Consider the following 24,325-nt stretch of genomic DNA (forward strand, 5'->3'; position numbering starts at 1 on the left):
CTTTCCTCACAGGAAAACAGGGCGTACTTTCCTGACAGGAAACACGAGGGAGAGGAGACCACCGTGCCGGAGCTGGACCCGCAGGGCGCACTGACCGAGGTGCGCCGGCGGCGCGCGCAGGCCCTGGACGAGGGCAGCGCGCCGTGGCCCCGGCGGTTCGTCGCCGCCCTGGTGCTGGCCTGCCTGACCATCGGCGCGGCCCGCGACGCGGACATGAACTGGCTCGTCCCGTGGATGGTGATCCTGCTCGGGCTCGCCTCGCAGCTGCGCGGTGTCCGGCTGCCCCGGACCGGGCGGTCGCGCCGCTGGGCGGTGGCCTGGGGGGCGGCGCTCATCGGGGCCGGCTGGCTGGGCGTCGTCGTCATGCACCTGGCCCGCACCGCGGACTGGCCGCTGCCCGGCACGATCGGTGGCGTGGTGGCAGCGCTGGTGGTCGTGTTCGGCGTCGGCCCCCTCCAGGCGCGGGAAGCGCGGAGCCTGCGCGGATGACCCGACCGCTCGACGACTTCCTGCACACCCCCGCGCGACTGAGCGTCATGTCCCTGCTCGCCCCGGCCGAATGGGTCACCTTCGCGTTCCTGCGCGACACCATCGGCACCAGCGACTCGGCTCTGAGCAAGCAGCTCAGCGCCCTGGAGACCGCCGGCTACGTGGAGGTGCGCAAGGACCGGTCCGCGCACCGGAGCACGTCGGCGCGGATGACCCCTGGCGGCCGCGCCGCCTTCGACGCCTACCTCACCGACCTCGAGGAGCTCGTCGCTCGGGCCCGTGGCACCGCCACGCCCGCACCCCGGGCCGGTGCGGCATCGCACGAGGGCGGCTAGGCCAGCCGGGTGACCTCCACGGTCACGGTCGAGCCCTCGCTGCGCGGGCCGGAGAAGATGCCCTTGAGCGGCGGGACGTCGGAGTAGTCCCGGCCCCGGCCGAGCGTGACGTGCCGGGGGCCGATCTCGGCGACGTTCGTCGGGTCGAAGCCGGACCACCCGCCGTCCCACCACTCCACCCAGGCGTGGCTCTCCCCGGTGACCGCCGTCCCGATGCCGGCCGATGGCCTGGGGTGCAGGTAGCCGGAGACGTAGCGGGCCGGCAGGCCCAGCGCGCGCAGCAGGCCGACCGAGACGTGCGAGATGTCCTGGCAGACGCCCTTGCCGGTGGTCCAGGCCTGCATCGCGTTGGTCTTCACGTTCGTCGAGCCGGTCAGGTACTCCATGTGCCCGTGCACGAACCGGCACACCAGTTGCCCGGCCTCCCGCGGGTCGGCGTCCCCGACCAGCTCGCGCACGTCCTGGACGACGGGGGCGTCCATCGCGGTCAGCGGGGTCGGCCGCAGCACCTCCCCGAACCGGTCCAGGACGTCGGGGGTGGCCAGCTCGGCCCAGTCGACCGGGTCGGGCAGCTCCGGCTCCGGGCCGGCCTCCACCACCGAGGTGGCCTGCACGACCAGCTCGGTGTGCGGGCCGTGGGTGTCGAAGGCGGTGACCGTGGAGCCCCAGTAGTCGCGGTAGGCGTGCACGGTGGCCGTCGGCTCGATCTCCACCCGGGAGCGCAGTGTCGTCTGCCGGCTGCTGTTCTCCGGGGTCATCCGCGCCTCGTTGTAGGAGGAGCGCACCGGGCCGCCGTAACGGAACTCGCTGCGGTGCACGACCTGCAGCCGCCAGCGGTCGCTCGGCACCCGGACGGGTCCGGTCTGGGCGTGGAACTGGGTGGGACCGGTCTGCCGCTGCGACTGGGGCACCACGATCACGCCGCCCCTTCCGGCACCCAGACCTGTGGTGCCTGCTCGGTGAAGAACCGGCCGGTGACCGCCTCGCTGGCCGCCGAGCAGGTGCGCTGCAGCTCGTCGAGCCGGGTCGGCAGCTTCGCCAGGATCTCGTCCGTCTGCATGAACTCCAACATCGTCCGCGCCCGGCCGACGATCCGGTGCGCCTCGCCGGCGACCCCGATCCGGTGGCCCTCGCGGACGTTGGCCCGCTCCAGCTCGGCCAGGCACCCCTCCGCCTGCTCCAGCGAGGCGAACACCGAGCGCGGGAAGAGCCGGTCCAGCAGCAGGAACTCCGCGGCCCGGCTGGAGTTCACCGCACCGCGGTAGGTGCGCAGGTAGGGCTCGTAGGCGCCGGTCGAGCGCAGCACCAGCGTCCAGGACGGAGCGGCGTCCCCGGCCAGCACCCGGGTGGACAGCATGCGGGCGGTCATGTCGACCCGCTCCAGCGAGCGCCCGAGGATGAGGAACAGCCAGCTCTCGTCCCGGCTCATCGTGGCGTCGGCCAGGCCGAACACCATCGCCGACCGCTCGCGCACGAACCGGAACAGCGAGTGCGGGCCGTACCGGCGGGCCATGGTGCGCTGCTGGGGCAGCGCGTTGTGGGTGACGTTGAGCGACTCCCAGATCTCCGCCGACAGCACCTCGCGGGCGCCGCGCGCGTTCTCCCGGGCCGCGGACAGCGCACCGGTGATCGAGCTGGGGCTGGCCCGGTCGAACGCGAGGGTGGACAGCACCCGCTCGGTGTCCGCCTCGTCGTCAGCGCAGGGCGCGCCCATCAGCGCGAGCAGGTTCGCGCAGGCCCGGCGCTCGTCGATCCACGGGTCCTCGACCAGCCGCTGGGTGTGCACGTCGAGGATGCGCGCGGTGTCGTCGGCGCGCTCCACGTAGCGGCCGATCCAGAACAGCGACTCCGCGATCCGGCTCAGCACGGCGCACCCTCCCCCCGGCCATGTTCGCCAACATGGCCGTCTCCCGGCTCCGCACGTCGCCGCCCAGCGGCCATGTTGGCGAACATGGCCGTCTGCTGCTGTTGCTGGGACTGGGCCACGGCGTTGTCGTTCGGCGGGCCGGGGTCCTGGGCCGGAGGGTCGGCGGGCAGGTCGGCGGTGGTGAACTCGATCCGGGTGACCTCGTGCTCGGGCGCGGACTCCACCGCCGGCCTCGGCGGGGTGATCACCCAGGTGTCCTTCGAGCCGCCGCCCTGACTGGAGTTGACCACCAGCTCCCCCTCGGGCAGCGCGACCCGGGTCAGCCCACCGGGCAGCACCCACACGTCGTCCCCGTCGTTGACCGCGAACGGGCGCAGGTCGACGTGCCGCGGGGCGATCCGGCCGTTGATCAGCGTCGGGGACGTCGACAGCCCGATCGGCTTCTGCGCGATCCAGTCCCGCGGGCTGCTGCGCACCTTGACCGCCAGCTCCTCCAGGGTCCGCTCGTCGGCGCGCGGGCCGATCACGATGCCCTTGCCACCGGAGCCGTCGACCGGCTTGAGCACCAGCTGGTCGAGGGAGGCCAGCACCCACTCGACGGTGTCGGGCTCGTCGAGCCGGTAGGTGTCGGCGTTCTGCAGGATGGGCTGCTCGCCCAGGTAGTACTGGATCAGGTCGGGCACCCAGGTGTAGAGCAGCTTGTCGTCGGCCACCCCGTTGCCCACCGCGTTGGCGATCGTCACCCGCCCGGCCCGGGCGGCGTTCAGCACGCCGGCGCAGCCGATCACCGAGTCGGACCGGAAGTGCACCGGGTCGAGGAACTCGTCGTCGATCCGGCGGTAGATGACGTCGACGCGCTGCTGCCCGTCCGTCGTCCGCATGCTCACCTGCCCACCGGAGCAGACCAGGTCACGGCCCTCGACCAGCTCCACCCCCATCTGCCGGGCGAGGAGCGCGTGCTCGAAGTAGGCGGAGTTGTAGACGCCGGGGGTCAGCAGCACGACCGTGGGATCGGCGACCGACGGCGGCGCGGAGGCCTTGAGCGCGGCCAGCAGCCGGCCCGGGTAGTCCGCGACCGGCAGGATGCGGTGGTCGGCGAACAGCTCGGGCAGCACCTGGCTCATCGCCGCGCGGTTGGTGATGACGTAGCTGACGCCGGACGGCGAGCGGAGGTTGTCCTCCAGCACCCGGAAGTCACCTGCCTCGTCACGCACCAGGTCGATGCCGCTGACGTGCACCCGGACGCCGTTGGGCGGCACCAGCCCGTGCGCGGCCCGGTGGAAGTGCGCGCTGGTGGTGACCACGCTGCGCGGCACGACCCGGTCGGCGAACACCTGACCGGCGCCGTAGACGTCGGCCAGGAAGGCCTCCAGCGCCCGGACCCGCTGGCCGACGCCGCGCTCGATCACCGCCCACTCCTGGTGTCCGATCACCCTCGGCACGATGTCGAGCGGGAAGGGCTGCTCCTCGCCGGCGTGCGCGAAGGTCACGCCGGCGTCCCGGTAGGTCTGTGACAGGACGTCGGCCCGCGCGGCCAGCTCCTCCCCCGACATCGGCTGCAGCGAGGTGAACAGGCCGGAGTAGGGCGCGCGGGGGCGGCCGGGGGCCGCGAACATCTCGTCCCACTGCTGCCCCAGCGGGTAGCCGTCGAAGAGGTCCGCCATGCGACGAACCTAGACAGACCGTGTGTCCCTCGCGTTTCGGCGCGACGACCTGGCGACCGGCGCCGGTGTGCGACCCGCGCCCTGCGCGCCCCTGACCGCCCGTCCTCCCGCACCGATGACCGTCCTCCTGCACCAACGCTGCTGCGGGAGGACGGCCACTGATCAGGTCACCTGACCAGTGGCCGGGCCAGGGCGTCGGGGCGGTCGCCGGGCGCACCGCCGTCAGGCGGAGGCGCGGCGGACCAGGTGGGTGCGGCAGACCCGGGACTCGGCCGGCCCGCCCACCCCCTCGATCTGGCGCAGCAGCAGCTCGGTGAGCAGCGGCGTCATGTCGGTGAGCGGCTGGGCGATGGTGGTCAGCGGCGGGTCGCAGCGCTCAGCGATCGCCGCGTCGTCGAAGCCGACCACCGCGACGTCCTCGGGCACCCGCCGGCCAGCCTCGCGCAGCGCGCGGAGCGCGCCCACCGCCATCGGGTCCGAGGCGACGAACACCGCGTCCAGGTCGGGCGCGCGATCGAGCAGCTCCGCCATGGCCCGGGCGCCGCCGACCTCGGTGAAGTCGCCCTCGGCGACCAGGTCCGAGCACACCTCCAGCCCGGCTGCCTGCAGCCCGGCCTGGTAGCCGGCCAGCCGGTCGACCCCGGCGATCATGTCCAGCGGACCGGTGATGGTGGCGATCCGCCGGCGCCCGGCAGCGGCGAGATGGGCCGCCGCCTCCTGCGCGCCGCCGCGGTTGTCCGCATCCACGAAGGCCACCGCGCGGTCGTCGAACGGCCGGCCGCACAGCACCAGTGGGATGCCGGCCTCCTCCAGGATGTCCGGCAGCGGGTCGTCGCTGTGCACCGACATCAGGATCACGCCGTCCACGTGGCCCTGGCGGGCGTACCGGCCGATCTTCTGCTGCTCCCGTTCGTCCTGTGCGGTGAGCAGCACGAGGTTCAGGTCGGTGTCGGCCAGGGTCGCGGAGACGCCGCGGACGATGCTGGCGAAGAACGGGTCGGAGAAGACCTGGGTGTTGGGCTCGTTGAGCACCAGGGCCACCGTGTCGGTGCGCCGGGTGACCAGGCTGCGGGCCATCCGGTTGGGCACGTAGCGCAGCTCCGCCACCGCGGACAGCACCGCCTGGCGGGCCTCCGGGCTCACCTTCGGCGAGTCGTTGACGACCCGGGAGACGGTGGCACGCGAGACGCCCGCGAGCACGGCGACCTCGTCCAGCGTCGGCGACGCGGCGCGCGAGGTCAGGTCGGTCATGCGGGTCTCCAGTGCTCGGGCGGGTGCGCACATGGTGCACCGTGAGAGCGCTCTCCGACAGCCCCTGGGCGTTACCCACCTGTTACTTGACAGTCGCTTGTGGCCCAGACCACTCTGTGCGCCACGGCCGTGAGAGCGTTCTCACGCCCCCGGCGGACGGTGCATCGGAGCACCCGTCCCGGGAAGGACCCAGGAGGTCAGATGTTCCATTCCACGAGGAGCAGGGCGGCGTGGGGGGCGGCTCTGGCCGCGGTCCTGCTGACCGCCGGGTGCGGCGGCTCGGACGACGCGAGCGCCGACGCCGCCGACTACGACCCGGACGCCCCGGTCACCCTGACCGTCGGCACGTTCGGGACGATGGACTTCGACAACGCGGGGCTCTACGAGGAGTACATGGAGCTCCACCCGAACGTCACCATCGAGCAGAACAACGTCGCCCAGTCCGCGGCCTACTACAAGTCGCTGCAGACCCGGCTGGCCGCCGGCTCCGGCCTCGACGACATCCAGGCCCTGGAGATCGGCTTCATCGCCGACGTCGTCGCGAACCACGCCGACGCGTTCGTCGACTTCGCCGCCGAGGAGAACGCCGACGAGCTCGAGAGCAACTTCTACGACTGGAAGTGGGGCCAGGCCACCACCCAGGATGGCCAGACGATCGGCCTCGGCACCGACTCCGGCCCCCAGGCCATGTGCTACCGCAAGGACCTCTTCCAGCAGGCCGGGCTGCCGACCGACCGCACCGAGGTCGGCGAGCTGTGGCCCACCTGGGACGCCTACCTCGACGTGGCGCGCGAGTACAAGACCACGACCGGCAACCCGATCCTGGACAGCCCGGCGAGCATCTTCTCCTCGTCGGTCTACCAGGGCGACGAGGCCTACAACGACGAGGACGGCAACCCCATCCCCGAGGAGAGCAGCGGCGTCGAGCGGGCCTGGGGCTTCGCCAGCCAGGCGGCCGAGGAGGGCCTGACCGCCAACCTGTCGCAGTTCGGTGACGAGTGGAACGCCGCCTTCTCCAACGGCGCGTTCGCCACCATCGCCTGCCCGGCCTGGATGCTCGGCTACATCAACTCCCAGATGGGCGACGCCGGCGCCGGCCTGTGGGACATCGCCCCGCTGCCCGGCTCCAGCGAGTCCGCCTCCAACTGGGGTGGCTCGTTCCTCGGCGTCCCCGCGGACGGTGACAACGTCGAGGCCGCCAAGGACCTGGCCGAGTGGCTGACCGCCCCCGAGCAGCAGATCAAGCTGTTCACCGAGACGGCCCACTTCCCGTCCAGCCCGACGGCCGCCGACGACCCGCAGGTCAAGGACGCGGTGAACGAGTACTTCAGCGGTGCCCCCACCGGCGAGATCTTCGGTGCCGCCGCGGAGGGCATCCGCCGCACCCCGATCGGACCGTACGACACGCAGATCCAGGAGGCGTTCACCACGGCGCTGACGGACATCGCGTCGAACGGCACCGACCCGGACGAGGCGTTCCAGGACGCGATCAAGGCCTCGGAGCAGGCCATCGGCGGCTGAGCCACCGGCTCAGCGCACCCACCGGACGCGGTGCCCGGGAGCGACCCCCGCTCCCGGGCACCTGCACCGGTCCCGCGGCCGGACGACGTCCCTGCCGCCTGGACACCCCGGCCCGCTCCGGCCCCCGGGGACACCCCGGATCCGCCCCGTCCCCGAGACCCCGAGGCCCCGCATGACCATCGCGAGCCAGAGCCCCCGTGACGCGCTGATCGCCGCGCCCACGGTCGTCAGCCAGCTCGACCCCGACCGCCCGCCGGCCGCGCGCCGCCGGACCAAGCTGACCCGCAACAACTGGGGCTACGCCTACGTCGCCCCGTTCTTCCTCGTCTTCGGCGCCTTCAGCCTGTACCCGTTCCTCTACACCGCCTGGGTCTCGCTGCACCGCACGAGCCTGTCGAACATCGACGGCGGCACGTGGGTGGGCCTGGAGAACTACCGCAACCTGCTGCAGAGCGAGTTCTTCTGGAACGCCGCGCGCAACACCCTCACGATCGGGATCCTCTCCACGGTCCCGCAGCTGTGCATGGCCCTGGGCCTGGCCCACCTGCTCAACTACAAGCTGCGCGGCCGCACCTTCTTCCGCACCGCGATGCTGATGCCCTACGCGACCAGCATCGCCGCCGCCACGCTCGTCTTCGCCCAGCTCTTCGGCCGCGACTACGGCCTGATCAACACGATGCTGGAAGCCGTCGGCCTGGAGCGGATCGACTGGGAGTCCGGCACGTGGACCAGCCAGTTCGCCATCGCGGTGATCGTGACGTGGCGCTGGACCGGCTACAACGCGCTGATCTACCTGGCCGCGATGCAGTCGATCCCCGGTGAGCTCTACGAGGCCGCCGAGATCGACGGAGCCAGCCGGTGGAAGCAGTTCCTGCACGTCACGATCCCGTCACTGCGCCCGACGATCCTGTTCACCGTCGTCGTCTCGACCATCGGTGCGGTCCAGCTGTTCGGCGAGCCGCTGCTGTTCGCCGGCAACGGCACGACCTCCGGCGGCTCCTCGGGCCAGTACCAGACGCTCGGCCTGCTGATGTACCAGCAGGGCTGGAGCAACTTCCACATCGGACAGGCCGCCACCACCGCCTGGGCGATGTTCATGATCATCCTGGTGATCGTGGGGGTCAACGCCGTCATCGGCCGCCTCCGCGCCCGGGCCGACCGGTAGGAGACCGGCATGGCGACGCTCGCTCCCCCCGTCCCCGACGCCGGTCGGGACCCCTCCCCCGCCGCACCGACCGCCCACCGCCGGCGCCGGGGCGGCCGCAGGGCCGGCAAGCCCGGCCCGGTCACCTACACGCTGCTCACGCTGACGACGCTGGTGTCGATCTTCCCGCTGTACTGGACCCTGGTCGCGGGGTCGCACACGAACGCCGAGATCGCCGCCACCCCACCGCCGTTCCTGCCCAACGCCAGCCTGTTCGACAACTTCAAGCTGGCGCTGGAGCAGGCGCCGATCGGCAAGGCGATCCTCAACTCGATCCTGGTCTCCGGCGCGATCACCGTCGGCACCGTGCTGTTCTGCACGCTGGCCGGGTTCGCCTTCGCCAAGCTGGCCTTCCGCGGCAAGGGCGTCCTGCTGGCCCTGGTGATCGGCACGATGATGGTGCCCACCCAGCTGTCGGTCATCCCGCTGTTCATGATGATCGCCGAGCTGCAGTGGGTGAACCAGCTGCAGGCGGTCATCCTGCCCACGCTGGTCAGCGCCTTCGGCGTCTTCTTCATGCGCCAGTACCTGATCTCCTCGCTGCCCAACGAGCTGCTGGAGGCCGGCCGGGTCGACGGCGCGTCGACGTTCCGCATCTTCTGGTCGATCGTCGTCCCGGTCGCCCGGCCGGCGATGGCCGTGCTGGCGATGCTGACCTTCCTGACCGCCTGGAACGAGTTCTTCTGGCCGCTCATCGCGCTGACCACCGCCAACCCGACGGTGCAGGTGGCGCTGGCCGGACTCGGTTCCGGCTACGTCCCCCAGCAGTCGGTGATCATGGCCGGCACCCTGCTCGGCACGCTGCCGGTCCTCGTCGTCTTCACAATCCTGGGCAAGCAGATCGTCGGCGGCATCATGCAGGGCGCGGTGAAGGGATGACCCACTGCGCAGCTCCGTCCCCCCTCCCTTCTCCCGAGAGGCCCTGACCATGGCCACCGTGTCCTTCCAGCAGGCCAGCCGGATCTACCCCAAGGCCGAGCGGCCGGCGGTCGACTCGCTGGACCTGCAGATCGCCGACGGCGAGTTCCTCGTCCTGGTCGGGCCGTCCGGGTGCGGGAAGTCCACCTCGCTGCGGATGCTCGCCGGGCTGGAGGAGGTGGACTCCGGGTCGATCGTCATCGGCGACAAGGACGTCACCGACGCCCCGCCCAAGGACCGCGACATCGCGATGGTGTTCCAGAACTACGCCCTCTACCCGCACATGACGGTCGAGGAGAACATGGGCTTCGCGCTCAAGCTGGCCGGCATCGGCAAGGACGAACGGGCCACCCGGGTGCGCGAGGCGGCGAAGATCCTGGACCTGGAGCCCTACCTCTCCCGTCGGCCCAAGGCCCTCTCCGGTGGCCAGCGGCAGCGCGTGGCCATGGGCCGGGCGATCGTGCGCAACCCGCAGGTGTTCCTGATGGACGAGCCGCTGTCCAACCTCGACGCCAAGCTGCGGGTGCAGACCCGCACCCAGATCGCGGCCCTGCAGCGCCGGCTGGGCACCACCACCGTCTACGTCACCCACGACCAGGTCGAGGCGATGACCATGGGCGACCGGGTCGCGGTGCTCAAGGACGGCGTCCTGCAGCAGTGCGACACCCCCGGCGCGCTCTACGACCGCCCGGCCAACGTCTTCGTCGCCGGCTTCATCGGATCGCCCGCGATGAACCTGGTCACCGGCGACGCCGTGGACGGCGGCGTCCAGGTCGGCAGCGCGGTGCTGCCGGTCCCCCGCGACCAGCTGACCCGGGCCGCGGCGAGCAACGGGAAGGTGACCGTCGGGTTCCGGCCCGAGTCGGTGCGCCTGGCCGGCCCCGGCGAGGGCCTGCCGGTGCGGGTCGACGTCGTGGAGCAGCTGGGCTCGGACGCCTTCCTCTACACCTCCCTGGCCGACGCCCCCGACGACGTCCTGCACTCCGCCGACCTCGTGGTCCGCACCGAGCCACGCACCCCCGTCACCACCGGGCAGCAGCTGTGGCTGAGCGCGGACCGAGGTGCCCTGCACGTCTTCGACGCCCAGACTCAGCAGCGGGTCGACTGACGGAGACCCCCACCGCTCCCGAGCTCCCGGCGGGCCCCTGCAGGGGGCCGCCCCCTCCTCCTCCGCGCGGCCTGACCTCGCCGTGCGGTCCCTCCACGCCCTCGCAAGGAGCAGCACCGCCATGACATCGACCGACGTGCGCCCGGACACCGCCTCCGGGCTGTCCTTCCCGCCCGGCTTCACCTTCGGCGCCGCCACCGCCGCCTACCAGATCGAGGGCGCGGTCGACGTCGACGGCCGTGGGCCCTCGATCTGGGACACCTTCAGCCACACCCCCGGCAAGACCCACCTGGGCCACACCGGCGACGTCGCCGTCGAGCACTACACCCGGTACCCCCAGGACGTCGCCCTGATGAAGGACCTCGGCCTGGACGCCTACCGCTTCTCCGTCTCCTGGCCGCGGGTGCTCCCGGCCGGGGCCGGCGCGATCGAGCAGCGCGGCCTGGACTTCTACCGCCGGCTGGTCGACGAGCTGCTCGAGGCCGGCATCGCGCCCTGGCTGACGCTGTACCACTGGGACCTCCCGCAGGCGCTGCAGGACCAGGGCGGCTGGACGAACCGGGACACCGCCTACCGCTTCGCCGAGTACGCCGGCGTGGTCTACGACGCCCTGGGCGACCGGGTGCCGCACTGGTCGACGCTGAACGAGCCGATGTGCAGCTCGCTGCTGGGCTACATGGCCGGCCAGCACGCCCCCGGCCACCAGGACCCGGTCGAGGCCTCCCGCGCGGTGCACCACCTGCTGCTCGGGCACGGCCTGGCGACCCAGGTGATGCGCGACAAGGGCGCCGACCACCTGGGCATCACGCTGAACTTCACCCCGATGAAGCCCGCCACCGACTCCGCGGCCGACGTCGACGCCGCCCGCCGGCTCGACGGCCAGCAGAACCGGATGTTCCTGGTGCCGATCGCCACCGGCGAGTACCCGGCCGACGTCGTCGACGACCTGGCCGCGGCCGGGGCGCCGCTGCCGGTGCAGGACGGCGACCTGGAGATCATCTCCACGCCGGTCGACTGGCTGGGCATCAACTACTACTTCCAGTCCACCGTGCGCGCGCTCAGCGAGCCCAGCGGCAAGCACCCGACCTTCATCGGCGCGGAGCTGGTCGAGGACCTGGAGCCCGAGGGCCCGACCACCACGATGGGCTGGGGCATCAACCCGGAGGCGTTCACCGACCTGCTGACCTGGATCAGCGGGGTGGCGCCGGGCCTGCCGATGTTCATCACCGAGAACGGGTCGGCCTGGCCCGACGAGGTCTCCGCCGACGGCCAGGTGCACGACCCCGAGCGGGTCGACTACCTGCTGCGGCACCTGGCCGCGATGACCGAGGCGATGGACGCCGGCGCCGACGTGCGCGGCTACTTCGCCTGGTCGCTGCTGGACAACTACGAGTGGGCCCGCGGCTACGACCAGCGCTTCGGCATCGTGCACGTCGACTACGAGACCCAGGTCCGGACGCCGAAGGACAGCGCCCGCGCCTACGCCGACGTCATCCGCAGCGCCAAGGACGGCGAGTGACCGACGCCTCCACCGCCGACCTCGCGGGACGCCGGGTGCTGCTCACCGGCGCCTCCCGCGGGGTCGGCGCGGCCGTCGCCCGGCAGCTGGTCGCGGCCGGCGCCGACGTGCTCGGCACCGCCCGGGACGCCGCGGCCCTCGACCGGCTGGCCGCGGAGCTGGCCGTTGGTCCCGGCTCGTTCACCGCCGTCGTCGCCGAGCTGACCGACGAGGCCACGCCCGGACGGCTGGCCGAGGCGGTCGGCGAGCGGTGGGGTGCGCTGGACGTGCTGCTGAACAACGCCGGGGTGATGCTCGCCCGCGAGGCCCGCTTCGAGGACGAGCCGGCCGGCACGCTCGAGGAGAGCCTGCTGGTCAACTGCGTCGTCCCGCACCGGCTGGTGCTGGCGCTGCTGCCCGCCCTGCGCAAGGGCGACCAGCCGCAGGTGGTGCACGTCAGCTCCGGCGCGGGCACCACCGAGCTCATCCGGGACGCCGGGATCGGCAGCTACCGGGTGAGCAAGTGGGCGCTGAACGGCCTGGTGCTCATGCAGGCCGCCCAGCTCGCCGGCGAGGTCGCGGTCAACGCCCTGGACCCCGGCTGGGTGCGCACCGATCTCGGCGGCGACGAGGCGCCGGGGACCCCGGAGGAGAGCGCGACCGGCGCGCTGGCGCTGCTGCGCGAGCCGCCGTCGGTGACCGGCCGGATCTTCAAGGACGGCGCCGAGATCTCGTTCTGACCTCATCACCTCTGCTCGAGCCCTGGCCTGCACCTCGGGCCGGGGCTCGAGTCGTCCGGGAGGACCTTGCCGTGCTCGATCCGGACACCCGCCGGCGCGTGCTCGACTGCCTGCTGGTGGCCCAGCGCCACTCCTGGGACCAGGGGCTCACCGCCGCCGTGCTCGACGAGGCCGGCGCGGCGGGCCCGCTGCGCGCGCTGGTCGACGACGCGGTGGCCCGGCAGCGGGCCGACGGCCGGCTGGCCGAGCTGGACCCGGCGTGCGCGGTGAACAGCGGCGCGGTCGGTGAGCTCGTGCACGCCCTCGCCGTCCGCACCGGCGACCCGGCGCTGACCGCGGCGGTGGCCGGGCAGCGGGCCTGGCTGACCAGCGGGGCGCCCCGGGCCGCGGACGGCACGCTGTTCCACCTGCTCGGCAGCCGGCAGGTCTGGTCCGACACCGTCTACATGGTGGTGCCGTTCCTGGCGGCGGTCGGCGAGCCGGCCGCCGCCCTCGCCCAGCTCGCCGGCCACCGGGCCCGGCTGCGCCACCCCGGCACCGGGTTGTGGGCGGCGCGGTGGGACGAGGACGCCGTCGCGCTCGCCGACGCCCGCCCCTGGGGCACCGGCAACGGCTGGGTCGCCGCCGGCGCGGCGCGCACGGTCGGCCGGCTCCCCGCGGACGACGCCCGGGTGGTCGCCGTACAGGTGCGCGAACTGCTGGACGTCTGCCTGGCGCACCGCCGTCCGGACGGGCTCTTCGGCGACGTGCTCGACGACCCGGCCGGGCCCGCGGACACCAACGTGGCCGCGATGCTGGCGACCGCGGCGCTCACCGGGGCAGCCGAGGGCTGGCTGCCGCCGTCCTACGGCGCGACCGGCGAGTCGCTGCTGGGCGCGGTGGCCGCCCGGGTGGACGAGCTCGGCCGGGTGACCGGCGCGAGCGCCGCACCGCACTTCGACCGCCCCGGCTCCTCCCCCGAGGCCCAGGCCTTCCTCCTGCTGGCCGACGCCGCCCACCGCCGGTGGCGCGCGCCCTGACCACCCCCGCTCCCCGCCCCCGAGACCGAGCAGCCATGTTGGCGAACATGGCCGCTCGGTCCCGGGCGGCAAGCGGCCGTGTCGGCGAACATGGCCGCGGGGTGGCCGGGTGGCTGCTCAGCGCAGTGGCGGGACCGCCAGCTGGGCCAGCTCCAGCGCCTGCTCCGGGAACCAGGCCCCGGCGGCAGGGTCGACGATGCCGCCCCACTCCGGGTCGGTGGCGGACCCGGCGATCCCGCGGTTGCACTGACCGTCGGACTGGCCGGGCGTCTTCACCCACAGGTAGGCGTCCAGCAGCGGGAACTCCGCGGCCGGCTGGGCGTCCGGGCGCGGGCCGAGACCGCGGGCCGGCGGGTTGCACCAGGTCTGCGGGTCCGGGTACGTGGTGTCCGGCACCCACGGGCCCCGGCCGTTGCGGCTGGTGTCGACGACGAAGTGCGCGGTCGGCTCCAGCTCACCGAGCTGCTGGTCGTAGCGGCTGTTCACCCCGGCGGTGTTCGCCGTGGGATCGGCCGCGGTGTCGCTCCACTGCTGGAGCGGGTCCAGCGCCACTCCCTGGAAGTCGTTGGCCGGCCCGCCGCTCCAGTACTGGCTGCCGCACTCGCTCGAGGGCAGAGCGGTCACGGTGATCAGCGTCAGGCAAGAGGAGATCCAGGTGCCGTACTGCTGCAGGTTGGCCGTGTACTGGTAGTTGGAGACGTTGAGGGCGAAGCCCTGGAACTGCTCGACCTGAGCGGCGTCCAGCCGCTCCGCGATGTCGCCGACGGCGTGCCAGCCGACGTGGCCGGCATCCAGGTAGACCAGCGCCGCCGGGTTGGCCCGCTCGATCGCCGCGGCGGCGTAGGTGATGTCGGCCAGCCGGCCCTCGTCGGTCGGCGCGGTGCCCTCGGGGTAGGTGCCGGGCGGGCAGTCGCCGGGCATCAGCGCCAGGCCGTCGGGCTCGATGACGACGGTGATCTGCTGGCCCTTCCGCAGTCCGGCGGCGAAGCCGTCGACCCAGGCGCGGTAGGCCGCGTCGTCGGCCGCCCCGCCGGAGGAGTACTGCGAGCAGTCCCGGCCGGGGACGTTGTAGACGACGTAGGTGGGCACGGAGCGGGTGGCCGCCGCCAGCGCCGAGGCCCGCCGGACCTCCTGCCGCACCTCCTTGGGCGTCCCGTCGGTGAACCAGATGGCCTGCGGGGTGGCCGCCTCGCGGGCGATGAGCTCGGCGTCCCCGAAGCGCTGCTGCCGGGCGAGGTCGATGGTCTGCCGGACGGCGCCCGGGTCGGGCACCGGGGTGGTGAAGCGCGTGTCCGGGGCGAGCGGCGCGGCAGGAGCCGGCGCCTCGGCCACGGGTGGGGCGGCGGCGGCCGGCCCGGCCAGGCCCAGCGGGCCGACCGCGATCACCGCGGAGACGGCCAGCAGCGACGCACGCCGGCGGCGGGGAGTCGAGAACATCGTCGTCCTGTCGTCGGGGGGACCACGGCGGGATCGCCGTGAGAGCGCTCTCTCGGGACGCCGGGTGAGACCGCGGCGTGGTGTGTGGGAGCGGTCACACTCTGCCCCGGCTGTGCGGCCGTGCGCAAGACGCCCTCGTACCGGAACCGGGCAGGGCCACCGGACCCGGCGCCTGCCGCCCTCGACGCCGGGCGCGGGGAGCCCCGAGCGGCTCCCGGCTCGGCACGCGTCGCGCACGACGCCCGGCGTCCGAGCGAGTAGGAAGACGGTCATGAGCAACCTCGAGCCCCGGCCGGCCGCGCACGAGCTCGGTGGGCTGGCCGCCGCGTCGCCCCGGCCGGCACTGGACCTGCTGCCGGGCAAGGAGGTGCTGCTCGGCGAGGCGACGCACGTCCGCCGGCTGCTGCCCACCCTCGGCCGGCGGCTGGTCGGCGCCTGGGCATTCGTCGACCACTACGGCCCGGACGACGTGTGGGGCGCCGACGGCATGCAGGTGCTCCCCCACCCGCACACCGGCCTGCAGACCGTCTCCTGGCTGCTGGACGGCGAGGTGCACCACCGCGACTCGCTCGGCAGCGACGCGGTGATCCGGCCGCGCGAGCTCGCGCTGATGACCGCCGGGCACGCGATCGCGCACGCCGAGCAGTCGCCGGCGGTGCACCCGCGGTACCTGCACGGCGCGCAGCTGTGGGTGGCGCTGCCCGACGCGGTGCGCGACGTCGCCCCGGCGTTCGAACACCACACCGCGCTGCCCGGCTTCACCTCCGACGGCGTGACCGCGACGGTGTTGATGGGCACCATGGGCGCGGCGACCTCACCGGGGACGGCGCACACCCCGCTGGTCGGTGTGGACCTCGCGCTGTCCGCCGGTGCCGACGTCGAGCTGCCGCTGGAGCCGGACTTCGAGTACGGCCTGCTCACCGCCTCGGGCTCCGCCGACGTCGAGGGCGTGCCGCTGACCCCCGGCGCGATGCTCTACCTGGGGTCGGGGCGACGCACCGTCCGGCTGCGCACCGAGGCACCGGCCCAGCTGCTGCTCCTGGGCGGCGAGCCGTTCGAGGAGCGGATCGTCATGTGGTGGAACTTCGTCGGACGCTCCGGGGACGAGATCGCCGAGTACGCCCGGGAGTGGGCCGAGGGCGACCGGTTCCTCGACGTCCCCGGCTTCGACGGCCACCGGCTCGGCGCCCCGGCCCTGCCCCCGCTCCCCCTCAAGCCCCGAGGCCGCGTCCGCTGACCCCCGGGGCGGCCATGTTCGCCAACATGGCCGCCCCACCGGCCCCCTTGCAGGGTCCCGCCCCGAGCGTGCGAGGGGTGGGGGGCAAGGGGGCCCTTCAGCAGTCGGCGTCGCGGAGGGCCTGCAGCTGGGTGCGGCGGGCGGCCTGCTCGTCCGGGTCGGGCACCGGCAGGGAGGCCAGCAGCCGCTGCGTGTAAGGGTGCTTGGGCGCGCCCAGCACCTCGGCGCCGGTGCCCTCCTCGACCAGCCGGCCGCGGTAGAGCACCGCGATCCGGTCGGCGAGCAGGTCGACGACGGCGAGGTCGTGGCTGATGAACAGCGCCGCGAACCCCAGCTCGCGCTGCAGCTCGTCGAAGAGCTCCAGCACCCGGGCCTGCACCGAGACGTCGAGAGCGGAGGTCGGCTCGTCGGCGATGAGCAGCTCCGGGTCCAGCGCCAGCCCGCGGGCCAGGCTCGCCCGCTGCCGCTGCCCGCCGGAGAGCTCGTGCGGGAACCGGTCACCGAACGCCTTCGGCAGCTGCACCGCCTCCAGCAGCTCGTCGACCCGGGCCCGCGCCGCGGCCGGGTCCTTGGCGCGCTTGTGCACCACCAGCGGCTCGGCCACCGCCTCGGCAATGGTGAGCAGCGGGTTGAAGCTGGACGCCGGGTCCTGGAAGACGAACCCGATCCGCTCGCGCACCGGCCGGAACGCCCGCTCCTTCATGCCGTTCATCTCGGTGCCCAGCACCTGCAGCGACCCGCCACCGACCTTGGTCAGCCCGGCGATGGCCCGGCCGATCGTGGTCTTGCCGCTGCCGGACTCCCCCACCAGGCCCAGCACCTCACCGGGCCGGATGGCGAAGCTGACCCCGTCGACGGCGACGAAGTCCGGCTGGCGCAGCCGGCCGGGGTAGACGATCCGCAGGTCGCGGGCCTCGACCACCGGGGTGGCCGTCTCCCAGCCGGCCTGCCGGCCGGCCGCCCGTTCCCGGGTGCGCTCCACGCCCTGGCCCAGCCGCGGGACGGCACCCAGCAACTGCTTCGTGTAGGCGTCCTGCGGGGCGGAGAACAGCGTGCGGACGTCGGCCTGCTCGACGATCCGCCCCTGGTACATGACCGCGACCCGGTCGGCGAGGTCGGCGACCACGCCCATGTTGTGGGTGATCAGCACGATCGCGGCGCCGAACTCGTCCCGGCAGCGGCGCAGCAGGTCGAGGATCTCGGCCTGCACCGTGACGTCGAGGGCGGTCGTCGGCTCGTCGGCGATGATCACGCCGGGGTCGAGCACCAGCGCCTGGGCGATGACGATGCGCTGCTTCTGCCCGCCGGAGAACTGGTGCGGGTAGTGGTCGACGCGCTCCTCCGGGTCGGGGATGCCGACCCGGCGCAGCACGTCGATCGCCTTGACCCGCGCCTCCTTCTTGCTGAGCTTCCCGTGCGCCCGCAGCCCCTCGGCGATCTGCCAGCCCACCGGGTAGACCGGGTTCAGCGAGGTGGAGGGCTCCTGGAACACCATGGCGGCGTCCTGCCCGCGCACCTCGCGCAGCTGCGACCCGCGCAGCGGGACGACGTCGTGCTCGTCGGTGCCGTCCTTGCTGCTCAGCACCACCGCGCCGCGCACCCGGGCGGTCTCCGGCAGCAGGCCGAGGATGCTGCGCGCGGTGACGGTCTTGCCGCTGCCGCTCTCCCCGACGATGGCCAGCACCTCACCGGCCTGCACCTGGAGGCTGACGTCCTTGACCGCGGCGACGCTGCCGGCGTCGGTGGCGAAGGTGACCTGCAGGTCCTTGATGTCGACGACGCTCATGCTCGGGTTCCTCCGGTGTGCGGGGCGCCGATCCCGTCGGGGCCGCTGAGGGTGCCACCGGGGACGGCCGACACCTCGGGGGTGCCCGCCGGGGCGTCCTCGACCTCGTCCTCCGGGACGTCGGCGGCCCGGCGGCGGGTGCGCAGCCGGGGGTCGGCCAGGTCGTTGAGGCTCTCCCCGACCAGGGTCAGCCCGAGCACGGTCAGCACGATCGCGGCGCCGGGGAAGACCGAGGTCCACCAGATGCCGCTGGAGACGTCGGACAGCGACCGGTTCAGGTCGTAGCCCCACTCCGCCGCCGCGGTGGGCTGGATGCCGAAGCCCAGGAAGCCGAGCCCGGCGAGGGTGAGGATCGCCTCGGAGGCGTTCAGCGTGAGGATCAGCGGCAGCGTCCGGGTGGCGTTGCGCAGCACGTGCCGGGTCATGATCCGGCGGTTGCTGGCGCCGATCACCTTGGCCGACTCGACGAACGCCTCGGCCTTGATCCGCACCGTCTCGGCCCGGACCACCCGGAAGTACTGCGGGATGAACACGACGGTGATCGAGATGGCGGCAGCGAAGATGCCGCCCCACAGCCGGGACTGGCCGCCGCTGATCACGATCGCGACGACGATCGCCAGCAGCAGCGTCGGGAAGGCGTAGACGGCGTCGGCGATGACGACCAGGACGCGGTCCAGCCAGCCGCCGAAGTAGCCGGAGACCAGGCCGAGCAGCACGCCCAGCACGATCGACAGCAGCACCGCGATGACGATCACGTAGAGCGCGGTGCGCGAGCCCCAGATGACCCGGGACAGCACGTCGTAGCCGCCGACGGTGGTGCCCAGCCAGTGCTCGGCCGAGGGCGGCTGCTGGGCGCCGAAGCTGCCCTGCGCGTCACGCAGCTGGCCGTACTCGTAGGGCGCGAGCAGCGGCGCGAACACCGCGGTGACGACGAAGAGGCCCATCAGCACCAGGCCGGCGATGAGCATGCCGCGCTGCAGGCCGACGCTCTGCCGCAGCTGGTGCACGACCGGCAGCCGGCGCCAGGAGCGTCGTCGTCCGGTCTGCTCGGGGGTGGGGACAGCGGTCGCCATGTCAGTACCTCACCCGGGGGTCGATGAGCGCCGCGATGACGTCGACGATGAAGTTCGTGACGGCGACGATGACGGCGAGCAGGGCCACGATCCCCTGCACCGCCACGAAGTCACGCGCCTGCAGGTACTGGGAGAGCTGGAAGCCCAGGCCGCGCCACTCGAAGGTGGTCTCGGTGAGCACCGCGCCCACCAGCAGCAGGGCGATCTGCAGCCCGATGACGGTGATGATCGGGATCAGCGCCGGCCGGTAGGCGTGCTTGCGCAGCAGCCGGGACTCCGCCACGCCGCGCGAGCGGGCCGCCTCGACGTAGCCGGTGCCCAGCGTGCCGATGACGTTGGTGCGCACCAGCCGGAGGAACACCCCGGCGGTGAGCAGGCCGAGGGCGACCGAGGGCAGGACGGCGTGCTGCAGGACGTCGCTGACGACCTCGCCGTCGCCGGTCTGGATCGCGTCGATGAGCGCGATGCCCGTGGGGTTGTCCACCCGCTGGAGCTGGATCTCGGCGATGGTGGAGGCACGGCCGGCGACCGGCAGCCAGTCCAGCCAGACCGAGAAGATCAGCTTGAGCAGCAGACCCGCGAAGAAGACCGGGGTGGCGTAGCAGAGGATCGCGAAGACCCGCAGCAGCGCGTCCGGCGTCCGGTCGCGGAAGTAGGCGGCGATCATGCCCAGCGGGATGCCGATGATGAACGCGACGACCAGCGCGTAGACCGACAGCTCGAGGGTCGCCGCACCGAAGGTGGTGAGCACCTCGCTGACCGGCCGGCGGTCGCTGAGCGTGGTGCCGAAGTCGCCCTGCAGCAGGTTGCCCAGGTAGTCCAGGTACTGGGCGAACAGCGGGCGGTCGTAGCCGGCCTCGCGGATCCGCTCGGCCAGCTGGTCGGCGGGCAGCCGGCCACCGAGCGCGGCGGTGATCGGGTCACCGGTGGCGCGCATCAGGAAGAAGACGGTCGTCACCAGGATGAAGATCGTCGGGAAGATCAGCAGGAAGCGGATGAGCACGTAGCTGCCCAGCCCGCCACCCCCGCTGCGGCGCTTGCGAGCCGGGGTCGCCTCGCCGGCGGGCTCGGTGGAGCCGGTCGTGGGCTCCGTGGTCGTGGTGGTCATCGCTCCCAGTCCATCAGGTGTGCTCGTGCGTTCGACACGCCGGTCCGGACGCGCCGAGCCCCGGGTGACCCGCGCTGCGGGTCACCCGGGGCTGCGTGCTGCGCTGTCCGGCCGGGGTCAGCCCTTGGAGAGGGCGCCGTAGCGGAACTTGAACGACGCGTCGAGGGTGTCCTGTGCGCCGGAGACGTCGGTGCCGGTGACGGCGACCTGCGCGCCCTGCAGGTACGGGAGCGTGGACAGGTCCTCGGCCACCTTGATCTGGATCTCCTCGATCAGCGCCTGCCGCTCGGCCGGGTCGGCGGTGGTGGCCTGCTGCAGGATCAGGTCGTTCACCTCCTGGTCCGAGTAGTGGTTGGCCAGGAAGTTCTCCGTCAGGAAGAACGGCGTGAGGTAGTTGTCCGCGTCCGAGTAGTCCGGGAACCAGCCCAACTGGTAGGCCGGGTAGACGTCGGCGACGCGGTCCTTGGAGTACTGCACCCACTCGGTGGTCTGCAGGTTGACCGTGAACAGGCCGGACTCCTCCAGCTGGTTCTTGATCAGCGCGTACTCGTCACCCGAGGACGGGCCGTAGTGGTCGTTGGAGTACTGCAGGTTCAGCTCGACCGGCGTCTGCACGCCGGCCGCCTGCAGCCGCTGCGCGGCCTTGTCGGCGTCGGCGCCACCGGAACCGTCGCCGTACTGCTCCAGGAGCGGCTCGATCGCGCCGGTCAGGCCCTCGGGCACGTGGGAGTACAGCGGGGTGTAGGTGCCCTTGTAGACCTGGTCGGCCAGCTCCTCGCGGTCGATCAGGTCGGCGGCAGCCTGACGGACGGCGAGGGCCTTGGCCGGGTCGGCCTCGGCAGTGGTCGCCCCGTAGGGCTGGGTGTTGAAGTTGAAGGTGATGTAGCGGATCTCGCCGCCGGGGCCGTCGAGGACCTGGACCTGGTCGTTGCCGCGGAGGTCCTCGATGTCGGTCGCGGACAGGCTCCGCCACGCGACGTCGATGTTGCCCTCCTGCACGTCCAGCTTCAGGTTCGAGGCGTCGGTGTAGTAGGCGACGTTGATCTCGTCGGTCTCCGGGGCGCCCAGCAGGCCCTGGTAGCCGTCGAAGGCCGCGTAGGAGACCAGGTTGTTCTGGTCGTAGTTGGTGATCGCGTAGGGGCCGGCGAAGGCGTTGCCGTCGACGATCTCCTGGTCCGGGGTCAGCGCGTCGGCGGCGAAGACGTCCTCGTCGACGATCGGACCGGCCGGGCTGGACAGGATCTGCGGGAAGACCTGGTCGTTCTCCGACTTCAGGTTGAACACCACGGTGGTGTCGTCCGGGGCGTCGACGCTCTCGAGGTTGTACAGCAGCGACGCCGGGCCGTTCTCGTCGTTGATCGCCACCATGCGGTCGAAGGTGAACTTGACGTCGGAGCTGGTCAGCTCGTTGCCGTTGGCGAAGGTCAGGCCGTCCTTCAGCGTCACCGTGTACTCGGTGGGCGAGGTGAACTCGGCCGACTCGGCGATGTCCGGCTCGACGTCCGGGCTGCCCATCGGGGTGTTCATGAGGAACGGGTAGACCTGGTTCATCACGGCGAAGGAGCCGTTGTCGTACGAACCGGCCGGGTCGATCGTGGTGATCTTGTCGGTCGTGCCGATGGTCAGCGCCCCACCGGAAGAGCCACCACCCTCGCCGTCACCGTCGCCGCCGCCGCACGCCGACAGCACCAGGGCCGTCGTCGCGATGCCCGCCGTCGCGACCAGCGTGCGCCGGCCGCTCCTGGACAGGGAGTTCATCCGTTACCTCGTTCTCATGGGAGGCGGGCCGCGGGCGCAGAGAGGCGCACCACCGCGGCCGCCTGTGGCCATTGGAACTGCATGACTAACACATCGATCTCACTGGGCGAGAACCCGGGACGAGGCTGTGATCGTGTTGTGACCCCTGGGCGGTGGTCGCGGCGACTGCATCCGGACCGCCGGTCAGAAGTCCCCGCCACCGCCGAAGTCCCCACCGCCGAAGCCCCCGCCGCCGCCGAAGTCCCCACCGCCACCGAAGCCGCCACCACCGCCGAAGTCGCCGCCTCCGCCGCCGTAGCCACCCCCGTAGCCACCGCCGAGCCCGCCCAGCAGCACGCTGCCCAGCAGCCCACCGGCGACCCCACCGGCCAGGCCACCGGCGAAGCCGCCACCGCCGTAGCCGCGCCGGTACCCGGGGCCGTAGCCACCGCCGTAGCCGCCCGCCTGGTATGTCTGCACGTCCTGCTGGGCCGCCGCGAGCGCCTGCTGCGCCAGGCCGTCGGCCCGCTGGGCCGAGCGCAGTGCGGCGATCGGGTCGGACGTGCCGAGCCGGGCGGCGTCGTCCAGCAGCCGCTCGGCCTCGGCCAGCCGGGTGCGGGCGGAGCTGCCCACCGCGCCCCGGCGGGTGGCGATGTAGTCACCGGCCACCGCCACCGAGGTGTCCGCGGCGCGGTAGGCCTGCTGCAGGTGCGCCGCCGCCCGCTCCTGCTGCTGACGCACGTCGCGGGCCGGCTCCAGCGCGGCCTCCAGCGCGAGGTCCGCCTCGTCGAGCTGGCGGACGACGGCCAGCGGGTCGGGCAGCGCGCCGTCCCGGGGCTGCAGCCGCGCGGCCGACCCGGCGAGGGCGCTCTCCGCGCGGGCCAGCTGCTCCCGCAGCCCCGGGGTGTCGACGCCGCGGCTCAGCAGCGCCTGGGCCTCGGCGATGTCCTTCTCGGTCTCTGCCCGCACCTCGTCGAACCGGCTCTGCGCAGCGGCGAGGTCGCCGGCGACCCGGCCCACCGCCTCCAGCAGCGTGCGGCTCTGCGCCAGCGCGTCCTCGGCCGCGCGGATCGCCGGCACCGCGCCCGCCGGCCTGCCCTCGGCCAGCTCGGTCCGGCCGTGCGCGACGGCCTGCTCGGCCAGCTCGATCCGGGAGCGTGCCTCGGTGACGTTGTCGGCGACCGCGGACCAGGCGGTGCGGGCGTAGCGCTGCTCGAGGTCCTGCAGCGACCGCTCCGCCGCCGGCACCTGGCGACGGACCGCCTCGATCGCCGGGTCGAGGGCGGCCAGCGCCTCGGGCGCGGACTCCTGCAGGTGCCGCAGCCGCCCGTAGGCCTCGGCCTGGTCGGCCAGCCGGGCGTCGGCGGCCCCGGTCAGCTGGAGCAGCTCGGTGAGCATCTGGCGCTGGGTCGGCTCGTCCTCGGGGAACTCGTCGTCCAGCTCCTGGCGGATGGTGAACGCCCGGGACAGCTCGGCCTTGGACTGGTCCAGCGCCTCCTGGAAGCCGGCCACCGGCTGCTCCCCGTACTGCGACCGGGCGTAGGCCAGGTCGAGCTCGGAGGTCTTGACCGCCTCGTCGAGGGCCAGCAGCTGCTCGCTGGCCCGGTACATGAGCTGCTCGGTGGAGGTGCCGTGGTGCGGGTCGCGCGCGGCGGCCTCCGCCTCGGCGCGCTCCCGGGCGGCCTGCGCCTGCGCTGCGGCACGCTTCTTGCGGGTCCGGCGGCTCATCAGGGCGTAGCCACCACCGCCGACGACGGCGATCCCGAGCAGTACCGCCAGCGCTCCCCCACCGCCGCCGTCCCCGCCGGAGGCCGTCCCGGCGGACGTCCCGGTCCCGGCGCCGTCGTCCTGCAGCGCCTGGGCCATGGCCGTGGCCGCACCCGCCCAGTCACCCTGCCGGAGCTCCGGCCGGACGTCGGCGTCGACCAGCTGCTCCAGCTCCGCCTCGTCCGCGATGCCGGTCGCCGGCCCCGACTGGTAGCCGACCTGCCCGTCCGTGGTGGCCGTGGGCGGGGCAACGGCCAGCAGCACGGCGTTGTCGGGCAACCCCGCGTCGAATGCCTGGTCCACCCAGACGCCCGGGTCGACCCCGTCGAAGGAGTCGAGGTAGACGACGTAGAGCTGGGTGCCCTCCTGGGCCTGCAGCTCCTGCAACGCCGACTCGACCTCGCCCTCCTCGCTGCTGTCGAGGACGTCGGCCTGGTCGGTCAGCTGCTCGGACGGGACGAACGGGTCGACGGCGAGAGCCGGCCCGGCGCCGAGCAGCACGACCCCCAGGCCGAGGGTGCCGACGGCGGCGGAACGCAGGAGGTGACGCATGCCCCCATCGTCGC

Annotated in this window: 20 protein-coding genes; 10 read left to right on the plus strand and 10 right to left on the minus strand. The window is 73.0% G+C overall.

Annotation, left to right across the window (positions count from 1 at the left end; all coding sequences use genetic code 11):
• Window positions 1-63 precede the first annotated feature (63 nt).
• Entirely contained in the window at window positions 64-489 is a 426-nt protein-coding gene (locus HLA93_RS02545; RefSeq protein WP_222192685.1) for a hypothetical protein, read from the plus strand.
• Window positions 486-824, plus strand: a complete 339-nt coding sequence (locus HLA93_RS02550; protein ID WP_222192686.1) for a winged helix-turn-helix domain-containing protein — start codon at window positions 486-488, stop codon at window positions 822-824. The genes HLA93_RS02545 and HLA93_RS02550 overlap by 4 nt, the downstream gene beginning before the upstream one ends.
• Here HLA93_RS02550 and HLA93_RS02555 read toward each other — a convergent pair.
• From HLA93_RS02555 to HLA93_RS02570, 4 genes are all read right to left on the minus strand, one after another.
• On the minus strand, window positions 821-1,744 hold the full coding sequence (locus HLA93_RS02555) for a transglutaminase family protein (RefSeq protein WP_222192687.1): 924 nt from the start codon (window positions 1,742-1,744) through the stop codon (window positions 821-823). The genes HLA93_RS02550 and HLA93_RS02555 overlap by 4 nt on opposite strands.
• Window positions 1,741-2,691 carry an alpha-E domain-containing protein gene (locus HLA93_RS02560; RefSeq protein WP_222192688.1) on the minus strand — a complete coding sequence of 317 codons (951 nt, stop codon included), beginning with the start codon at window positions 2,689-2,691 and terminating at the stop codon, window positions 1,741-1,743. The genes HLA93_RS02555 and HLA93_RS02560 overlap by 4 nt, the downstream gene beginning before the upstream one ends.
• Window positions 2,685-4,355, minus strand: a complete 1,671-nt coding sequence (locus HLA93_RS02565; protein WP_246625487.1) for a circularly permuted type 2 ATP-grasp protein — start codon at window positions 4,353-4,355, stop codon at window positions 2,685-2,687. The genes HLA93_RS02560 and HLA93_RS02565 overlap by 7 nt, the downstream gene beginning before the upstream one ends.
• A gap of 222 nt (window positions 4,356-4,577) precedes the next feature.
• On the minus strand, window positions 4,578-5,606 hold the full coding sequence (locus HLA93_RS02570) for a LacI family DNA-binding transcriptional regulator (protein ID WP_222192689.1): 1,029 nt from the start codon (window positions 5,604-5,606) through the stop codon (window positions 4,578-4,580).
• 201 nt (window positions 5,607-5,807) lie between these two features.
• On the opposite strand from HLA93_RS02570, the gene HLA93_RS02575 reads away from it, so the two are divergent.
• The 7 genes from HLA93_RS02575 (at window position 5,808) to HLA93_RS02605 (ending at window position 13,614) form a co-directional block, all read left to right on the plus strand.
• Entirely contained in the window at window positions 5,808-7,127 is a 1,320-nt protein-coding gene (locus HLA93_RS02575) for an extracellular solute-binding protein (protein WP_222192690.1), read from the plus strand.
• A 172-nt stretch (window positions 7,128-7,299) separates the two neighbouring features.
• Window positions 7,300-8,292 carry a carbohydrate ABC transporter permease gene (locus HLA93_RS02580; protein ID WP_222192691.1) on the plus strand — a complete coding sequence of 331 codons (993 nt, stop codon included), beginning with the start codon at window positions 7,300-7,302 and terminating at the stop codon, window positions 8,290-8,292.
• A 9-nt stretch (window positions 8,293-8,301) separates the two neighbouring features.
• A complete protein-coding gene (locus tag HLA93_RS02585; protein WP_246625488.1) occupies window positions 8,302-9,210 on the plus strand; it encodes a carbohydrate ABC transporter permease in 909 nt (302 codons plus the stop codon).
• A 49-nt stretch (window positions 9,211-9,259) separates the two neighbouring features.
• The gene (locus HLA93_RS02590; protein WP_222192692.1) at window positions 9,260-10,357 is read left to right on the plus strand and encodes an ABC transporter ATP-binding protein; all 1,098 of its coding nucleotides are present in this window, start codon (window positions 9,260-9,262) and stop codon (window positions 10,355-10,357) included.
• A gap of 121 nt (window positions 10,358-10,478) precedes the next feature.
• Window positions 10,479-11,876 (plus strand): GH1 family beta-glucosidase, encoded by a 1,398-nt coding sequence (locus tag HLA93_RS02595; RefSeq protein WP_222192693.1) that lies wholly within the window; start codon window positions 10,479-10,481, stop codon window positions 11,874-11,876.
• On the plus strand, window positions 11,873-12,595 hold the full coding sequence (locus HLA93_RS02600) for an SDR family NAD(P)-dependent oxidoreductase (protein ID WP_222192694.1): 723 nt from the start codon (window positions 11,873-11,875) through the stop codon (window positions 12,593-12,595). Before HLA93_RS02595 ends, HLA93_RS02600 begins: the two co-directional genes overlap by 4 nt.
• Before the next feature lie 71 nt (window positions 12,596-12,666).
• Entirely contained in the window at window positions 12,667-13,614 is a 948-nt protein-coding gene (locus HLA93_RS02605) for a glycoside hydrolase family 88 protein (protein WP_222192695.1), read from the plus strand.
• A gap of 117 nt (window positions 13,615-13,731) precedes the next feature.
• On the opposite strand, the gene HLA93_RS02610 is transcribed toward HLA93_RS02605, so the two are convergent.
• Complete coding sequence (locus tag HLA93_RS02610; protein ID WP_222192696.1) at window positions 13,732-15,051, minus strand: glycoside hydrolase family 6 protein; 1,320 nt, start codon at window positions 15,049-15,051, stop codon at window positions 13,732-13,734.
• Between the two features lie 271 nt (window positions 15,052-15,322).
• Between HLA93_RS02610 and HLA93_RS02615 the strand changes: the two genes are divergently transcribed.
• On the plus strand, window positions 15,323-16,288 hold the full coding sequence (locus tag HLA93_RS02615) for a pirin family protein (protein WP_222192697.1): 966 nt from the start codon (window positions 15,323-15,325) through the stop codon (window positions 16,286-16,288).
• A gap of 97 nt (window positions 16,289-16,385) precedes the next feature.
• Here the strand turns inward: HLA93_RS02615 and HLA93_RS02620 are convergent, their stop codons facing one another.
• From HLA93_RS02620 to HLA93_RS21365, 5 genes are all read right to left on the minus strand, one after another.
• The gene (locus HLA93_RS02620; protein WP_222192698.1) at window positions 16,386-18,074 is read right to left on the minus strand and encodes a dipeptide ABC transporter ATP-binding protein; all 1,689 of its coding nucleotides are present in this window, start codon (window positions 18,072-18,074) and stop codon (window positions 16,386-16,388) included.
• Window positions 18,071-19,147 (minus strand): ABC transporter permease, encoded by a 1,077-nt coding sequence (locus HLA93_RS02625; RefSeq protein WP_222192699.1) that lies wholly within the window; start codon window positions 19,145-19,147, stop codon window positions 18,071-18,073. The genes HLA93_RS02620 and HLA93_RS02625 overlap by 4 nt, the downstream gene beginning before the upstream one ends.
• 1 nt (window position 19,148) lies before the next feature.
• The gene (locus HLA93_RS02630) at window positions 19,149-20,255 is read right to left on the minus strand and encodes an ABC transporter permease (RefSeq protein WP_222192700.1); all 1,107 of its coding nucleotides are present in this window, start codon (window positions 20,253-20,255) and stop codon (window positions 19,149-19,151) included.
• A gap of 117 nt (window positions 20,256-20,372) precedes the next feature.
• Window positions 20,373-22,013, minus strand: a complete 1,641-nt coding sequence (locus HLA93_RS02635) for an ABC transporter substrate-binding protein (RefSeq protein WP_222192701.1) — start codon at window positions 22,011-22,013, stop codon at window positions 20,373-20,375.
• Between the two features lie 183 nt (window positions 22,014-22,196).
• Entirely contained in the window at window positions 22,197-24,311 is a 2,115-nt protein-coding gene (locus tag HLA93_RS21365; protein WP_222192702.1) for a TPM domain-containing protein, read from the minus strand.
• Window positions 24,312-24,325: the final 14 nt, after the last annotated feature.

The organism is Modestobacter italicus, from assembly GCF_019799965.1.
In the GTDB taxonomy this organism is placed as follows: domain Bacteria; phylum Actinomycetota; class Actinomycetes; order Mycobacteriales; family Geodermatophilaceae; genus Modestobacter; species Modestobacter italicus_A.